Annotated in this window: 17 protein-coding genes; 11 read left to right on the forward strand and 6 right to left on the reverse strand. The window is 47.4% G+C overall.

All coding sequences use genetic code 11. From position 1 onward, the window contains the following. Nucleotides 1–185: 185 nt before the first annotated feature. The 5 genes from J2736_RS29470 to J2736_RS29490 form a co-directional block, all read right to left on the reverse strand. Nucleotides 186–797, reverse strand: coding sequence for a superoxide dismutase (locus J2736_RS29470; RefSeq protein WP_028555379.1), 612 nt, complete (start codon nt 795–797; stop codon nt 186–188). Between the two features lie 96 nt (nt 798–893). Then, nucleotides 894–1,118, reverse strand: coding sequence for a hypothetical protein (locus J2736_RS29475; RefSeq protein WP_310502157.1), 225 nt, complete (start codon nt 1,116–1,118; stop codon nt 894–896). 71 nt (nt 1,119–1,189) lie between these two features. Beyond that, nucleotides 1,190–2,314, reverse strand: a complete 1,125-nt coding sequence (locus J2736_RS29480) for a Ger(x)C family spore germination protein (RefSeq protein ID WP_310502158.1) — start codon at nt 2,312–2,314, stop codon at nt 1,190–1,192. Then, nucleotides 2,311–3,408 carry a GerAB/ArcD/ProY family transporter gene (locus J2736_RS29485; RefSeq protein WP_310502159.1) on the reverse strand — a complete coding sequence of 366 codons (1,098 nt, stop codon included), beginning with the start codon at nt 3,406–3,408 and terminating at the stop codon, nt 2,311–2,313. The genes J2736_RS29480 and J2736_RS29485 overlap by 4 nt, the downstream gene beginning before the upstream one ends. Then, nucleotides 3,405–4,961 carry a spore germination protein gene (locus tag J2736_RS29490; RefSeq protein WP_397341915.1) on the reverse strand — a complete coding sequence of 519 codons (1,557 nt, stop codon included), beginning with the start codon at nt 4,959–4,961 and terminating at the stop codon, nt 3,405–3,407. Before J2736_RS29490 ends, J2736_RS29485 begins: the two co-directional genes overlap by 4 nt. Before the next feature lie 305 nt (nt 4,962–5,266). Between J2736_RS29490 and J2736_RS29495 the strand changes: the two genes are divergently transcribed. The 9 genes from J2736_RS29495 (at nt 5,267) to J2736_RS29535 (ending at nt 12,392) form a co-directional block, all read left to right on the forward strand. Beyond that, nucleotides 5,267–5,698 carry a GNAT family N-acetyltransferase gene (locus tag J2736_RS29495; RefSeq protein WP_310502161.1) on the forward strand — a complete coding sequence of 144 codons (432 nt, stop codon included), beginning with the start codon at nt 5,267–5,269 and terminating at the stop codon, nt 5,696–5,698. Between the two features lie 197 nt (nt 5,699–5,895). After that, a complete protein-coding gene (locus J2736_RS29500; protein ID WP_310502162.1) occupies nt 5,896–6,450 on the forward strand; it encodes a DUF402 domain-containing protein in 555 nt (184 codons plus the stop codon). Further along, a complete protein-coding gene (gene lepB / locus J2736_RS29505; protein ID WP_310502163.1) occupies nt 6,451–7,050 on the forward strand; it encodes a signal peptidase I in 600 nt (199 codons plus the stop codon). It begins immediately after the preceding gene. A 23-nt stretch (nt 7,051–7,073) separates the two neighbouring features. Further along, entirely contained in the window at nt 7,074–8,276 is a 1,203-nt protein-coding gene (queG, locus tag J2736_RS29510) for a tRNA epoxyqueuosine(34) reductase QueG (protein ID WP_310502164.1), read from the forward strand. 1 nt (nt 8,277) lies between these two features. Continuing rightward, complete coding sequence (locus J2736_RS29515; protein ID WP_310502165.1) at nt 8,278–8,823, forward strand: methylated-DNA--[protein]-cysteine S-methyltransferase; 546 nt, start codon at nt 8,278–8,280, stop codon at nt 8,821–8,823. Between the two features lie 34 nt (nt 8,824–8,857). Then, nucleotides 8,858–9,889 carry an HD-GYP domain-containing protein gene (locus J2736_RS29520; RefSeq protein WP_310502166.1) on the forward strand — a complete coding sequence of 344 codons (1,032 nt, stop codon included), beginning with the start codon at nt 8,858–8,860 and terminating at the stop codon, nt 9,887–9,889. 82 nt (nt 9,890–9,971) lie between these two features. Continuing rightward, the gene (locus J2736_RS29525) at nt 9,972–10,193 is read left to right on the forward strand and encodes a YneF family protein (RefSeq protein ID WP_310502167.1); all 222 of its coding nucleotides are present in this window, start codon (nt 9,972–9,974) and stop codon (nt 10,191–10,193) included. A 25-nt stretch (nt 10,194–10,218) separates the two neighbouring features. Next, nucleotides 10,219–10,806, forward strand: coding sequence for a GTP cyclohydrolase I FolE (gene folE, locus J2736_RS29530; RefSeq protein WP_310502168.1), 588 nt, complete (start codon nt 10,219–10,221; stop codon nt 10,804–10,806). A 260-nt stretch (nt 10,807–11,066) separates the two neighbouring features. Further along, nucleotides 11,067–12,392 (forward strand): deoxyguanosinetriphosphate triphosphohydrolase family protein, encoded by a 1,326-nt coding sequence (locus tag J2736_RS29535; RefSeq protein WP_310502169.1) that lies wholly within the window; start codon nt 11,067–11,069, stop codon nt 12,390–12,392. A gap of 784 nt (nt 12,393–13,176) precedes the next feature. Here J2736_RS29535 and J2736_RS29540 read toward each other — a convergent pair. After that, a complete protein-coding gene (locus tag J2736_RS29540) occupies nt 13,177–14,205 on the reverse strand; it encodes an alpha/beta hydrolase (protein ID WP_310502170.1) in 1,029 nt (342 codons plus the stop codon). A 298-nt stretch (nt 14,206–14,503) separates the two neighbouring features. Between J2736_RS29540 and J2736_RS29545 the strand changes: the two genes are divergently transcribed. After that, nucleotides 14,504–15,247 carry an IclR family transcriptional regulator gene (locus tag J2736_RS29545; RefSeq protein ID WP_310502171.1) on the forward strand — a complete coding sequence of 248 codons (744 nt, stop codon included), beginning with the start codon at nt 14,504–14,506 and terminating at the stop codon, nt 15,245–15,247. A gap of 158 nt (nt 15,248–15,405) precedes the next feature. Continuing rightward, on the forward strand, nt 15,406–16,302 hold the full coding sequence (locus J2736_RS29550; protein WP_310502172.1) for a cation diffusion facilitator family transporter: 897 nt from the start codon (nt 15,406–15,408) through the stop codon (nt 16,300–16,302). The last annotated feature ends 29 nt before the right edge of the window (nt 16,303–16,331 follow it).

Consider the following 16,331-nt stretch of genomic DNA (forward strand, 5'->3'; position numbering starts at 1 on the left):
GGCGATCGTGACGGTACCAGCAATGGGAATTGTCACATTAAGGAACGTTGGGGTATCAGACGATATTCTTCCAGACAATGTGGATGGTGTGACTGTTATTAATGCCTCTCTCCGATTGATCAAATTAAGTTAAATCCTCGCACGAAAAAAGCGACCCGAAGGGGTCGCTTCCACTCAAATCCGTATTACTTCGCTGCGTCGTAACGTTTGCCAACTTCGTTCCAGTTAACAACGTTCCAGAAAGCTGCGATGTAGTCAGGGCGTTTGTTTTGGTAGTTCAGGTAGTAAGCATGCTCCCAAACATCAAGACCAAGAACCGGCGTTTCGCCTTCCATGATCGGGCTGTCTTGGTTCGGCAAGCTGTATACTTTCAATTTACCAGCTTTGTCAACAGCTAGGAAAGCCCAGCCAGATCCAAAACGTGTTGTTGCAGCAGCAGCGAAATCTGCTTTGAATTTATCAAAGCCGCCAAGCTCGCTGTCAATTGCAGCTGCTAGTGCGCCTGTAGGTGCGCCGCCAGCTTCTGGTCCGATTGTTTCCCAGAATAGGGAGTGGTTAGCGTGTCCGCCACCATTGTTGCGAACTGCTGTACGGATATCTTCAGGAAGGCTGTTAAGGTCAGCGATCAGGTCATTAAGGGATTTGTCATGAAGAGCTGGATGTTTGTCCAAAGCTGCGTTCAAGTTAGTTACATAAGCGTTATGGTGACGATCGTGATGAATCTCCATAGTTTTTGCGTCGATGTGCGGCTCAAGAGCTTCGTTTGCGTACGGAAGAGCTGGTAGTTGATGTGCCATTGAATAAATACCTCCTAAAAATTATGTAGTTTCAACTTCATTATGAAGGAACACAGCTAATAAAGCAACATTTGTGTTTACTAAGTCGGTCGTCTATTAAATACCGCGCCGCTCCATCTCACGTGTGATTTGATTGTGCATGGCTGTATCTTGTTCATGAAGGTAGGGAGATAAGTCGCTCATGGTCCTGTGGAGCTGAAGCAGCTCGATTTCGGTCCATTCCTCAGGCTTCTTGGTGCTTAGGAATTGGAAATCTGGAATATTACGGGGGTACTCGTGCGCCGTAAGTTCATGATCTAATTCGTTCTTGTTATCTGACATAGGGGTCACCCTCTTTCTGATTGGAATATCCTCCTATAAGATGGTGTTTTTTCACACATCTCATACATGCTTTATAGTATTTCCCCCATATTCTTTATTTGCGTCTTTACGTGTATACGTACATCAGCTTCCGAGAACGCGTGACCCCACTCATCCTGTACCTGCTCCCAAGCCTTGAATTGATAGGCGCGTGCATACAGGCCTAGACCGATGGGATCAACTTCATGCTCTTGCATTTTTTTTACTAAAGATTTCATCTGGGCTTCTAGCTGTTGATTGATCTCGGCTTCTAGCTTTGGCGCATCATTCCTCACATCGAAGGTGAAAGGTTTATCAGTCAATTGAATGGGCATGGAGCATTGGATGTCAAAAACGAACTTATTCTGCTCGAAGGTGACTTTCAAGTCCCTTTTAATACGCAAAGCATAGAAGCTGAGCGCGCCTGTTTCAAACAACGAGTCGCCTTTCTCATCTGGCAGCTTGACGGTAAAGGATAGAGCACCATTTTTCTCCTTTTGCAGCATCTGAAGAAGTTGGTTCTCCTTATTATTTATGGCGTAGGCAAACTTTCCTTTTTTACTCAAAAGCATTGTGCCCGCTGCCACAACTTCCGTATCCTTGCGGAGGTCAGTTAAATAGGGGGTAATTCCTTTCTCATACATTTGCCGATGAAGGTCAAATAACGTAGTGACTTGCACAAGGTTACGCATATGAGCGGTATCTAGGAGCTTGGCAATATGCATGGACAGTCTCCGTTTATCTGGTGGTGCAAAGTTAATAATCTCCTCGACAGAACCCTCAACAGCGATCACTCTGGCCGTTTCTGATGTTTTGGGGTCACGAAAGAAGACGTCCAGGAGCTTAAACCAATCTTCATGAGCTAAGATTCGTTTGCTGATGAGCACATTTTGGATCTTACCGGCGCTAACAAGTGCTGAAGCGCGCGAGTCAAGTTCGTTGCGACTATCCCTTACGTTAATCGATGTTACTTTGGTCACTTCATTTTTTTCTTTCGCTTCTTTGTTAAAGACCGGACTTGATGCATAAATGACGAGATTATTATCCTTATCCAAATCCAACCCGACCATAAGTACAAGCGTTACATTTTCTAAAGGCATTTGATCTTTACAGCTGGATATCCCAATGAAGAAAGCGAAAAGCGGAAATAAAATAAGGCTTGTACGCATCGGTTTCATGGGGAAGACCTCCTTAATCGACGCATGCCTATAAGAATGACCCATAAGAGCGGCGGTAAAACAAAAGCGATTCCGATTCCGATATTCTGAACAACATCTCTTAAACGCATACTGTCATTCCAACCAGGTTTCCAAACCCATGTGACACCTACCATAAGGGTAAGTATAAGGAGGATATGCAGTCGGGGCTGTCCTTTGAGCCCAAGCTGCTGCGTACAAATAACTGCAGCATATAGAACAGGAAGGAATGTTCTTATGATAATCAGCAAGTAGATGGAGAGGATTAGAATATCAAAGCGTTCCAGAAAACGGAACTCAAGGATTTTAAATAAGGAGATGAGCGTATTATGGTATTGTGTAATCTCGTCTGGACTGAAATTGACAAAAGCAAGTAAAGTAAACAGCATGTAAACAAAAAAAGAAGTTGAATTCGCAATTAAGATGCCGAGGGAAGCTGAACTTTTTTTTTCTAAGTAGGGATATAGAAAGAAGGCAATTTCAAACCCGACAAAAGACAGGATGTTGGTTCTTAGCGTTTGTAAGATGGGTATCCAGCCATGTTTCAGGATGGGAAGCAAATGAATCCATTGCGCATGTTTGAATAAATAGAGGGAAGTTAAAATTAAGCCGATGGAAAGAAAAAGGATGATTTCCGAATAGCGGCCAATGATGCGGAATCCACCTCTGGCAATCATATAAGCGGGAAGAAGGAAAAGCAGCATGAGTATAGAGACATTCGTTTGCTGCATAATCCAATTCTGAACTAGCAGCCCCATACGATTATAAATTAAGAAGATATAGAGGAGGAAATAGCCGACAAACATCACCATTCCTACTTTTCCAACCCATTTTCCAAAGTAGTGACGCAGTAAATCAATAATCGTGCCATTGGGGTGATACCTCATAATTTGAATGATAATCAGGCTGCTGATCATAGAAATAAGCCATCCGATGATGAGAACAATCCACCCGTCGGTTCCGCAGCCCCTCGCAAGATCGCCAGGCAGAGGGATAAGGCCAATGCCTAGTTGAACACTGTGAATAATCAAAATATATTGAAACAGTGTAATCTGAGTGCCTTTGCCTGGAATCATGAAGAGTCGTCTCCTTCCTTTTTCATACTGCCATATCGACGTTTTTGAAGCGTTCGTACACTTTTGGGACGGTGAACCATTTTTTTGAGCGGCAAGCGGATGAAAACATCCTTCCAGTCGGCCATTCGCAGCGGTGCTATAGGCGTGCTGTATGCTTCCCCAAGAGACTTTAAACTAATGAGGTGAGCCAGTATGACCATGGCACCTGCCATAATTCCAATGATTCCATATAAGGATGCAAGGGTCATCATCGGAAAGCGAATTAAACGAACGGAAGCCGCCATATCATAATTGGGGAGAATGAAAGAGGCGACAGCCGTAGAGGCAACTACGACGACCATGAGATTGCTCACGATGCCAGCTTCAACCGCTGCTTGCCCAATGACGATACCTCCGACAATCCCGACAGTTTGGCCAACCGGCGCAGGAAGACGGACGCCAGCCTCTCTTAACATTTCGAGCATAATCTCCATGATGAGTGCTTCAATGAAAGGCGGAAATGGAACCGCCGAACGAAACTCTCCAATGGATAGAATCAAGTCTAAGGGAATCAGTTCATGATTGTATGAAATGCAGGCAATATAAAATGCCGGAAGAAAAGCAGCGATAATACAAGCGAAGAAACGAAGCAGTCGAAAGAAGGTAGCTACGGGCCAACGCGTACTGTAATCATCAATGCCCTGGAAGAAAGCAGCTAGGCCAACGGGGGCAATCAATACACTCGACGATCGATCTACGACGAGACAGTATCTGCCTTGCAGGAGTTGAGAAGCGGCCGTATCCGGTCTCTCGGTTGTAATCATTTGCGGGAATAAGGAGAAGGGGTTATCTTCAATCAGCTCCGCAAGCTCCCCTGTATTTAAGATACAATCGATTTGCAAGCTGGAGATGCGGCGCTCTAATTCAAGACGAATCTCTGGCAATGCAATATCTTCCAAATATAAGATGGAAACTTTACTTTTGGTCCTATTCCCGACATAAAGTTCTTTAATCTTAAGCTCACGGCTTGAGATGTATCGACGAATTAAGGCAATATTTTGACTTCCAGTTTCAATAAAGCCTTGATGTGCGCCTTTCAGCGAGGCTTCTATTTGGGAATCCTCAATAGCTCGCTGAGGCCAACCTTGGGTTTCTAAGGAAAAGGCATGGGCTTGACCATCAATAAAAAGAATACTGTAACCTCGTAAAATTGCATTTTCTACGGATTCCCAAGAAAGAAGGCTTTTGATTTGTCCTAAAGCGACAGGCAATTCATCTCTGTCATCCGCAGTCGTGTGAAACATGAGTTCGTGGAGAACGTTATTATTGATGGCGTTTTTATCCACTAGCCCATCTAGATAGACAAGAGCTGCTGGAGCGCTGGATTGTTTATAAGTAAACGTGCGAACGATTAAATCAGGCGTATCGCTGAAAATCGTTGCGAGGTGTTCTATATTTGCCATTAGGTTAGGGGAAATTTCGGCCATTTCTGGTACAGGTGCTTCCAGACCATGTTCTGAGCTGATCTCGATCAACCGAGATGCGGTCTTAAATAATCGGCGGATTAATTCCATGTGCACCATCCCATAAATTCTCAATTTCACGATGCTGTCTTTCATTGTTCCTTGACTTACGATATTTTATGCGCATTTAAGTCTGATGCACATGGTGCTAGAGAGGTCTTACGAACTAAGTATATTGTGTGGCAATTTGTTGAAAACGCTTGCATTTAAGCGCTTTCAAGAGAAAAAACGAAAAAAACAAAGTTTTTTGTGAATTTCACCACATTTTTAGCAGGATTTCGAGTTTTTTTGTCGTATTTACTTCTTTACCAGAAAATTAATCTCTACAAATTAATATGGAATTGGGAGAGAACCGTATGCATGTTCGTTCATTTCAGCTAGGTGATACCTCTTCGGTTAAAGAACTTCTAGAAGACGTTCTGTCGGAAACCTGCTATGAGGAGACGATTGAAGCTTTCGCTCGTCAGCTATCGTGGGACACGGAGCTCGTATTAATCGCTCAGGAAGAAGAGCAAGTCGTAGGCATGATTATCGGCACGATTGATAATAACAATGGCTACTACTATAGGATCGCAGTCGCAACAGCATATCAACGTAAGGGTATTGGCAAAGCTTTGATCGAGGCAATGAAGCAGCGGTTTCTCGGGCGGAATGTGAAGAAAATTATGGTGACCGTAGATGTGCACAATGAAATGGTGCTGCCTGTGTATGAGTCTGCTGGCTATAGCGCAGATGACTTTTCCAGAGCAGCTCATCGGCTGAGTATTGTAAAGAAAGTAAGCGTCTAGTCGTTTACTTGGGGCATAATCCATAAATAAATAGGTTTGCCTTAAAGGAAGCATATCTGTGCCGCCATTGCAATTGGGGGTCAGATATGCTTTTCTTAAAATATGAGAAAAATTTCTAATCGATTTACTTCGAATCAGAAGGTAAGATAGTCATAGTTTCGTACGTTACGGCAGCCATTTACAGAGGAGCTTTGAACATGAATAATTTCACGCCGTATGTGATAAAAAGCTTCAAACACGACGGGCACCTACATCGCATGTGGTTGACGAATTGGCGGGTTCCTCATGAAATGCTCCATGAAGAGCATCAGAAACAAGGCATGATGGTGTTCATCAATAGCCAGACTAAAATTCAAGAGGCGGACGGCAAGGAGTGGGTCAGTCGCATTCCAGGGGTTTCTTTCTTTATTCCGAAAATGTGGTTTAACATCGTGGCACTTATGGAGGAGACCGGCGTGCGTTATTACTGTAATGTCGCCTCTCCCTTGTATGTGAATCAGCACATCCTTACCTATATCGACTATGATTTGGATGTTATTCGCTTGCCGGATCGGACCGTACATATTGTAGATCAAGAAGAATATGAGCGTCACAAACTCGTGTATCATTACTCGCCGCTTGTCGATACGAAAGTGAAGGCAGGACTTGCAGCGCTGCTCGCGCTAGTGAATGCGGACAAGCCTCCTTTTCAAGATGACTTGGTGATCCATTATTATGAACAATGGGAAAAGTTTAAGAGTGGAGGCGGTTGAATGAGCTTCTTCGTAGAACGAGAAGATTCGAATAAAGCAGTTTCTGCGCAAGGGCATGTACAAGAAACGAAAAGTTTTACGCATGAGCTGTGGGATTGGACGAAATCCATTCTCGTAGCTCTTCTTGTTGTTATCCTCGTTCATCAATTCGGCTTCAACCTTTCGACGGTTCGCGGTCATTCGATGGATCCGACACTTCGGGAAGGTGAGTGGCTGTTTGTGAATAAGGCCATTACGTATCTGAAGGCACCGAAGCGAGGAGACATCGTTATTCTAGAGGAGCCGGAGAAGTTGGCGTTACCCCGACACCCGTTGCTGGTCAAAAGGGTGGTTGCAGTCGCCGGCGATGAGGTGCAGGGTCGTGCAGGGGTTTTATACATAAACGGTGACAAAGTGACGGAGCCGTATGCGGATACGCCCATTGAAGATGGAGATTTTGGACCGACAGTTGTCGGACAAGGACAAATCTTCGTCATGGGCGATAATCGCCATCGATCGGCGAGTGCGGATAGCCGCATGTTCGGGGTGATACCGACCAGTCTTGTCCAAGGTCGGGCTGAATTTGTGCTTTGGCCGTTCGAGATGGCCGGAAAGCTATAAGTGTAACTATACGAGTGAGTGGGATGAAGAGAGAGGTGAGCTGGTTGACGGTTTCCATGGCAGCGCATATAGATTGGCGACAATTACAACAAGAGATCGTGGAAGCCGCGCCCTCTCTTGGGATAGATAAGATCGGCTTCACCTCCGCGGAGCCATTTCACGCATTGAAGGATATCCTTCTCCGCCACAGGGAGAAGGGCTTCGAATCCGGCTTTGAGGAGCCGGATATCGAGAAGCGGGTCCACCCCGAGCTGAGCTTCGACGCACCGCGGTCGATCATATCGATCGCGGTCGCGTACCCGTCGAAGCTGACCAACCCGCCCCGATCTGAGCCGGGGGCGTATCGGGGCATGATCTCGCGCTCCTCCTGGGGGAGCGACTACCACGACGTGCTTCGCGATCGGCTCGCGAAGCTGGAGGACTTCATCGCCCAGCGCGTGCCGGGGGTGAGATTACAAAGCATGGTCGACACCGGTGCCCTGGTCGACCGTGCCGTAGCCGAACGAGCCGGTATCGGCTGGAGCGGCAAAAACTGCGCCGTCATCACCCCCGAATGGGGATCGTGGGTATATTTGGGCGAAATGATCACGAACATCCCATTCGAATCCGATATATCTATCATGGACCAATGCGGAGACTGCACCATTTGTATCGATGCCTGTCCCACAGGGGCGCTAGTGGGCCCAGGACAGCTCAATTCGAGTCGCTGCATCTCCTTCATCACACAGACCAAAGGGTATGTGGATGACGAGTACAAACGTAAGATCGGCAACCGACTTTATGGCTGTGATACGTGCCAAGTCGTCTGTCCGAAGAACAAGGGGATGAACTGGACGCAGCATCCCGAGCTTACGCCTGACCCCGAGAAGGTCAAGCCGCTGCTCATTCCCTTGCTCACGATGTCGAACAAGGATTTCAAAGAGCAGTACGGACGCATCGCTGCGTCCTGGCGGGGCAAAAAGCCGATCCAGCGCAACGCGATTATCGCGCTCGGGAATTTCAAGGACCGCAGCGCGGTGCCGGTCCTGAGCGAGCTGCTGCGGAGCGATCCTCGCCCGGAGATCCGGGCTACCGCAGCGTGGGCTTTAGGGCGAATCGGCGGTGAGGAAGCTTTCGCCGCGTTAGAGAGAGCTGCTGCGACGGAGCAAGAACCACAGGTGCAGCAGGACGTAGAGAAGGCCATCGCAGCACAGAACGGCCAAGCAGTGGCCGTACAGGAGGAATAAGATGAAGTTGCCTCAGGAGACCCAGATGCTTTCTTATACGGAGATGGATTCTCCGATCGGTCCTCTTGTTCTCGTGGCATCCCCACAAGGGTTGTGTAAGGTGGAGTTCGGCAGTTATGAGACCAACCGAGTGCAACGTGAGCAATGGGCTAGCCGATGGTATGGTCAGTATGAATTTAAAGAGAGTGCCGAGCAATTGGCATCTATCGCGCAGCAGTTGATGAAGTATTTTGGCGGAGAACGCGAGGACTTTGAAGGAGAAATAGACTTACACGGAACGGATTTCCAAAAGCGTGTGTGGCAAGCGTTACGAACCATCCCCTATGGAGAGACAGCATCCTATAAGCACATTGCTGAAGCGATTGGTTCTCCGAAGGCTGTAAGAGCTGTAGGCGGCGCGAATAATCAAAATCCGATTCCCGTCATCATTCCGTGTCATCGTATTATTGGCGCGAACGGCGATCTTGTAGGCTATGGCGGAGGGCTTCCGACCAAAGTGCACTTATTAGATTTAGAACAAATGAGACAACGAACACGGCTAACCTAGACGTTTAACAACTACAACATGTGGAGTGAATCCTATGAAATATGTACATTTGGATTCTGTGGAGCCTGGTCAATATCTGGGACGTACGATTTACGCCAGTAATGGGGCTATTTTGCTTTCGGAGAATGTGCAATTAACCGTATTTATGATCAATACGCTGAATCGAATCGGTGTGACGATGATTTATATCAAGGACCCAAACCTAGCGGATGTGGAAATTCCGGAGATACTTTCGGATGAGACGAAGCGGCTTGTGATGACCCAAATGGGCCAGACGTTCGCGGCGATTCAGTCAGGTAAAGAGTTTAATTCGCGCAACGTCAGCATGACCATTAATACGCTGCTGGATGAGATTATGAAGAACCGAGATGTCCTTGTACAGTTGAATGATATTCGGTCTCAGGACAATCAGATGTACATCCATGCCATGAACGTGTGTATGATGTCCGTGCTGATTGGGATGAATGTGGGGATGAATGCGACACAGCTGAAAGAATTGGCCATAGGCGCACTTCTGCACGATATAGGCAAAGTGGAGTTATTAACCGACGATGAGTCGGAGGATCCGCGTAGACATCATACCTGGCGTGGGTTTGAGTTGTTGAAAAGCAAGCGTGAGTTCAGTCTGCTTATTGCACATGTAGCCTTCCAGCATCATGAGGAATTAAATGGAGCGGGTGTTCCTAGGGGGCTCATGAGTGAGGACATACATCTCTATGCCAAAATAACGGCCGTTGCCAATATGTACGACAACTTGCTCTTTGATATGTCATCGGGGAGCCGCAAGCTGCCGCATGAAGCTTGTGAATATATGCTGGCGCTCGCGGAGACGAAGCTGGATCGTGATGTTTTGATCCAATTTCTGAAAATTGTCTCGATCTATCCAACAGGTACATCGGTTCGATTAACGAATCGCGAGACTGGTGTTGTCGTTGGTCAGCACAGAGGGCTTCCTACGCGGCCGATTATTCGGATCGTGAAGCAGGATGCGACGGATAAAGTACTGGAGATCAAAGAAATCGATCTAGCAAAGGAAACCACTTTGTTCATTGAGCAGGTACTTTAATTTGTAAACCGTTGAACAGTAATGATATGATAGATAGAACAGGCATTCTATTCTAAATAAGTACAAGCAGGGGGCATAAGTTATGTGGAGTTATATCATTCCCATTCTCACATTGATTGCTGGTTTGGTTGGCGGATTCTTTATTGGTGTATTCTATCTAAAGAGACAACTGGAATCCATGCAGAACAATCCTGAGATGCTGGCCAAAATGGCGAAGCAAATGGGCTACAACATGAATAAACAACAATTGAATAAAGCACAACAAATGATGAAGAACCAGAACTTCAATCAAAAACGGAAATAAGAATTAGGGTGGAGTGGTAGAGAAGATGGCATCCATCGACTATAAAAATGAGTTAGTTGCGGAAAATCGCGAACAGATTGAAAAGCATGTTCGTGAGATTTTACGTTTAATTGGTGAAGATGTAGATCGCGAAGGTTTATTAGACACACCAGCACGTGTCACGCGCATGTATGAGGAAATATTCGCAGGGTATGCAGCGGATCCTCGGGAAGTTCTAGGGGTTACCTTCGATGAGCAGCATGAAGAGCTGGTTATCATCAAAGATATCGTCTACTACAGCCAGTGTGAGCACCATATGGCCCCTTTCTTTGGCAAAGTTCATGTCGGTTACCTCCCAAGCGGTAAAGTAGCGGGTCTTAGCAAATTTGCCCGTCTGGTTGACGTCGTAACACGCAAGTTGCAAGTACAAGAACGTATTACTTCTGAAATTGCTGACATCCTATTTGATGTGCTGAAGCCGCATGGTGTTATGGTTGTCGTTGAAGGCGAGCATATGTGTATGTGTGCAAGAGGCGTGAAGAAATACGGCAGTCAAACCGTAACTTCCGCAGTACGCGGCTCTTTCCGTAAAGACGCTACACTGCGTTCGGAATTTCTATCCCTATTAAAATAATAAGAGCACCGGGGAATGTGCACAAAGACAATGGTCTTGTGCATCATTCCCTTTTTTCCCTTGTGCGAGAACTTATGCTTGTTGGGGCATGTAGAATATAGTATCCTTTTAAATTAATAATCTTGCTGCATCGGGAGTTCGAATAGTGTCTATCGTACATGCTCTCGCATAAACTGATAGCAGTGTGAGGAACGCTTGAACAGCAGGATACAGATGAGAACGGCGCCCTACAGCGCTAGAGGGCTAGAGGAGGCAAGCATATGAACAACATACGGAAATTTCGGCCTGGTGAGGCAGCTTCCTCAAAATGGAGTGAAGAACGCGATGAGTTTGAACGGGATTATGCGAGGTTGATTCAATCGCCAACCTTTCGGCGTCTACAAGGGAAGTCTCAAGTGTTCGGAGCTGGCTCGGGAGATTACTACCGGACACGTCTGACCCACTCCTTGGAGGTCGCACAGATTGCTCGGGAAGTTGCGAAGCGTTTGGAACGGACCAATCCTTTTTTAAGCAAAAGAGAGCATCCAGGTCTGATCATCGATCCGACCGTGGTCGAATGTGCATCGATTGCGCATGACTTTGGCCATCCACCTTTTGGACATAAGGGCGAAGAAGTACTTAACCATATCCTCATGAAGGATCATGGCTTGAAATATGAGGGCAATGCGCAAAACTTCCGAATTCTCATGTTTCTAGAAAAACGAGCGGGCAGCGAAAGTGGCCTGGACCTAACGGCGGCCGTGCTTCTCGGTATCAATAAGTATCCTTTTTTGATCGAGGAAGAGGGTCGACTCAAGGGTGTCTACGGGGCAGAGTGGGACGTCATTCAGGAGCTGCGTGACATTTGGAAAATGCCTGTGGGTTGTTCCACATTGGAAGCGCAATTGATGGACCTCTGCGATGATATTGCGTATTCTACGCACGATATCGAGGATGGCATTCGAGCAGGCAAAATCCAAATGAACGCTACCTTCTTCGAGGATCAACGCTTAATTCGACATCTCGTGATGGAGATATTGAATGATCCCAATCAGCATAAATTCGGGTGGGAGCAGGTTGATATTGAACAAATGGTGCGCCGCGTGTTGCACGATTATTTGGAGCAATGGGAGCTCATCTTTGCAGAATGCAACCGTGAGGAATCACGGACGCGGAGAGAGATGAAGGCTCGCTGGGTCAGCTCTTTTGCTTCGAAGCTGGATATAATAGACGATACGGATCGCGGCTGGAAGAAAGTCGCCCTCGTCAAAGACGGCGCGGAGGACATGGACCTGCTGCGCACGATGGAAATTCTCAAGAAGCTGGCGTGGGTTACGCTGATCAAGGATTTCCGTGTCTTGCGCCTGCAAAAGCGCAGCGAGATCATCGTGGAGCGGCTATGGGATAGCTTCATCCATAAGGACAAAGGACAGTGGATCATCCCGACGGACTGGATCGATAGCTACGAGCGGCGAAGCAGCAACAGCAATTGGAGCTGGCCGCGCTTCGTCGCGGACTACATCTCGGGCATGACCGACGCGTACGCGGAGAAGGTCTATGCGGAGCTGTTTGCGAGTAAATCCGGCTCGATTTATGAGATGGATTGAGTGGAACTAATAGGCGAGCAAAAAGGAGCGTTAGCATTTATGCGACGCTCCTTTTTTGGTTTTTGGCGAAGGGGGAGCTGCTTTTTCATGCTGTAACACGAATATTTCGAGTTACGGAGGCAGCGAGGCTGTTTTCTCGTGCTGTAACTCGATTATTTCGAGTTACGGAGGCAGTAGAGCTGCTTGCTCATGCTGTAACTCGAATATTTCGAGTTACGGGGGCAGCGATGCAGCTTTCTCGCACTGTAACACGAATATTTCGAGTTACGGGGGCAGCGATGCAGCTTTCTCGTGCTGTAACTCGAATATTTCGAGTTACGGAGGCAGCGGCGCTGCTTTTTCGTGCTGTAACTCGAATATCTCGAGTTACGGGGGCAACGAGGCAGCTTTCTCGTGCCGTAACTCGAATATTTCGAGTTACGGAGGCAGCGGTGCAGCTTTCTCGTGCTGTAACTCGAATATTTCGAGTTACGGAGGCATCGATGCAGCTTTCTCGTGCTGTAACTCGAATATTTCGAGTTACGGGGGCAGCGGCGCTGCTTTTTCATGCTGTAACACGAATATTTCGAGTTACGGAGGCAGTAGCGCAGCCTTTTCATGCTGTAACTCGAATATTTCGAGTTACAGAGGCAGTGAGGCTGCTTTTTCGTGCTGTAACTCGAATATTTCGAGTTACAGGTGCAGCGAGGCAGCTTTCTCGTGCTGTAACTCGAATATTTCGAGTTACAGAGGCAGCGGTGCCTGCTAAACCGCAAAAAAATACCGACCTCATGAGAGGTCGATTTTATAGGGAGGAGGGAATACCAGCGTTAACGTGCTCGGATGCGGCCGGTGGTTCGATGCTGCTGAGGAAGTCCAGGGTGCGGCTCACATACGTTTTAGGCTCAGCACGGTACAGAAGCTCATGCTGTGCGTTAGGCAGAATCCATAGTTTAGAAGCGCTATTATGCTGATGTTTGAACATTGCTTCGACTAAGACATGGGGAGCTTTATTATCATTGGTGCCATGAATCATAAAGATGGGCATTTCATAAGATGTTGTGGTTACTTTGGTGTAAGGAACGTCCTGCAAGCTTACCCCATTTAAGAGAGGGAAGAAGAGTCGGACAAGCGGCAGAGAAGGGTATTTAGGCAAGTGTACGATTTGATTAATATTTTGATAAAGGGTGTCCGAGTTCAGCAGAAATGTACTGTCTAGGATCATCCCTGAAATATCCCCTTTTTGCTGTAGAGCTGTCTGCAAGGCAGTACCTGCCCCCATGGAAAAGCCCCAGATATAGATCGAACCGCCAGTAGACTGTTTGATGTAATCAATGGCTCCGAGTAGTTCCTTAGATTCTTGAACGCCGCCAGTCATAAGGCGAGTACTGTTCGTATTGACGTAGCCATAGTCGAACATGAGAACGTTGTACTGCTTTTTATGAAGCTCACGGGCTAAGGTGTAGAGCGGCACCCAAAGTTCTTCACGATTTCCGCCATAGCCATGAGAGAAAATAACGGTTTTACTTGATCCAACAGCTGGGATGAACCAGCCATTCAAAAGGGCTTTACCATTTTGACTTGGGAAGGATACATCGGTGTAAGGTAGTCGAACAGCCTTCATTGGATTCGAATGCAAAGGCTCAATGTTAGGTCTTGCTAAGTTCCAAGCTATATACGCATGGAAAATGAGCATGATGGAGGTGCAGGTCAGCAATAAGGCCAAAAGTATTGTGGTGATTAGTCTTTTTCTACGTAAAAAAGGTTGTGTGATCACCTGGTCAAGCGTGGGTTGAAGTGATCCTGTTACAGGATTTAGAGTGGTTGTAGACATCGTTAAAGCCTCCCTCCATGATGAATGTGTATGTGTAATGCCGCTAGGTAGAGGTGTAAACTTAGAAGGGAGAGTTAATTATTTAAATATTCTGAAAAGTATTTCTATACTCTTATAGTATTATGAATGCGCTTTCAAGTCAATGTGGATGCGGCATTTGTAAGCCTTTTGTAACGCTTCTGTAATAATGGGAAAATGAGGTGTTTGACCTTTACGGTTCCATCTAGTTTGGTTATACTGGACATAACAAGGTTTCATATAGTGAAACTGTTTGGCTCATGGAAAGTGGTGTTCATGGATGGAAGATGGCAAGCTTACCGTGCGTGCTGTTGAGCGCGCTTTAGATATTTTGCTTTGTTTTACCGGGGCATCGGAGTTGACGCTAACCGAGATTGCTACACGTGCTCAGCTTCATAAAAGCACGGTGCACCGCCTTCTAGCCTCGCTAGAAGGCAAGGGCTTCATCATGCGCGATGAAGCGACAGATAAGTATCGACTCGGCTACCGTTTATGGGAACTGTCCGCCAACTTGTCCAAAGAGGGCGATCCAGGCATCATCCTGCTGCCGGAGATGGAACGACTGCGCGATGTCCTCGGCGAGACGATCTCGCTGTACGTGCAAGACGGCCTGGAGCGCGTGCGCATCCAAGCCGTGCAGAGCAACCATGCCATTCGCCGTGTTGCCCCTGTCGGGGCGCGAATGCCGCTTTACGTCGGCGCCTCGAGCAAGGTGCTCGTCGCCTTCGCTGAGCCAGGGCTGCTGGAGCAGCTGCTAACCTCGGCCGATTGGCCGACAGGGTTAGGCACGCAGGCGTACCTGCAGCAGCTCAGCGATACAAGGCGCGCAGGCTTCGCCACGAGCGTCGAAGAGCGCGAGCCCGGCGCGGCGGCTGTGTCCGCGCCGATTCTTGACCGCGGAGGCCGTCTAGTGGCCGCCCTCGCGGTCTCAGGTCCAGCGAACAGGCTCACGCTGGAGCTAATGCAAGAGCAGGCGCCGACGATTATGGAGGCGGCGAGGCGGATGGGAACGATGCTGCGTTAAGCGGCATCGTTTTTTTTGTCGGCGGGAGCTGGGATCGAGCCCCCACCTGCATAATCGCAGGTATTTATCTATTTCCCTACATACGCAGGTTTTTCCCTTCCATGGATGCTTTGCAGTTGAAAAGCCATACTAAAAGGGGGAAAGGGAGTGGGAATGTCATGAAGAAGACAGCTTCGATGCTGGCGATCTGGATAAGTCTGGCCAGTAACATCGTGCTGACCGCCATCAAAATCATTGTCGGCCTTCTATTCAATAGCCAAGTGCTTATCGCGGATGGCATTCATAACGCTGGGGACGTAATCGCGACAGCAACTGCGTACAGTTCGATGCGAGTCTCTTCCAAACCAGCGGATGTGGAGCATCCCTATGGTCATGGGAAAGCGGAGGTGCTCGGAGCATTTATCGTCGCAATTATTTTGGGCGGAGCCGCTGTTTATATGGGGTATCATTCGATTCATGCCTTGTTCGAGCCAGCAGGTGAGGCGCATATTATTGCTTTTTGTGCGGCTGTCATTTCCCTTGTATGGAAGCAAATCCTGTATGTTTACACGATGCGCATAGGAAAGAGGATCAATAGCAAAGGGTTGATTGCCACAGCCTACGACCATTTAGCCGACGTCTACGCCTCTATCGCAGCTTCTGTGGGGATTGGTCTAGCTTTGATCGGAGATTATTATAGCATTAGTTATTTAGCGTATGGAGATCCAGTGGCGGGGATCATCGTCTCTTTCCTCGTGCTGAAGCTAGCTTATGAAATGGGCAGTGAATCCTTTGATATTTTGATGGAGCGCAGTGTCAGTCCCGCCTATATTGAGCAGTATGCTGCTTTGATCCGGGGTGTACCAGAAGTTAAGCGAATTGATCGACTGCGTGCGAGGGAGCATGGGCATTACATATTAGTTGATGCGAGACTTGGTATTCCGGGCCAGCTGACGATCCAAGAAGGTCATGATATTAGTCGCAGCATTAAGCGCAAAATAAAAGAAGCACACAGTGATGTAGATGAAGTGCTGGTTCACTTGAATCCTTGGTATGAAGAGCAAGTCGACGCATAAGGAGTGTGTAGACAAAAACACCTCTACCC

It is taken from the genome of Paenibacillus qinlingensis, from assembly GCF_031455095.1.
Classification (GTDB): Bacteria; Bacillota; Bacilli; order Paenibacillales; family NBRC-103111; genus Paenibacillus_E; species Paenibacillus_E qinlingensis_A.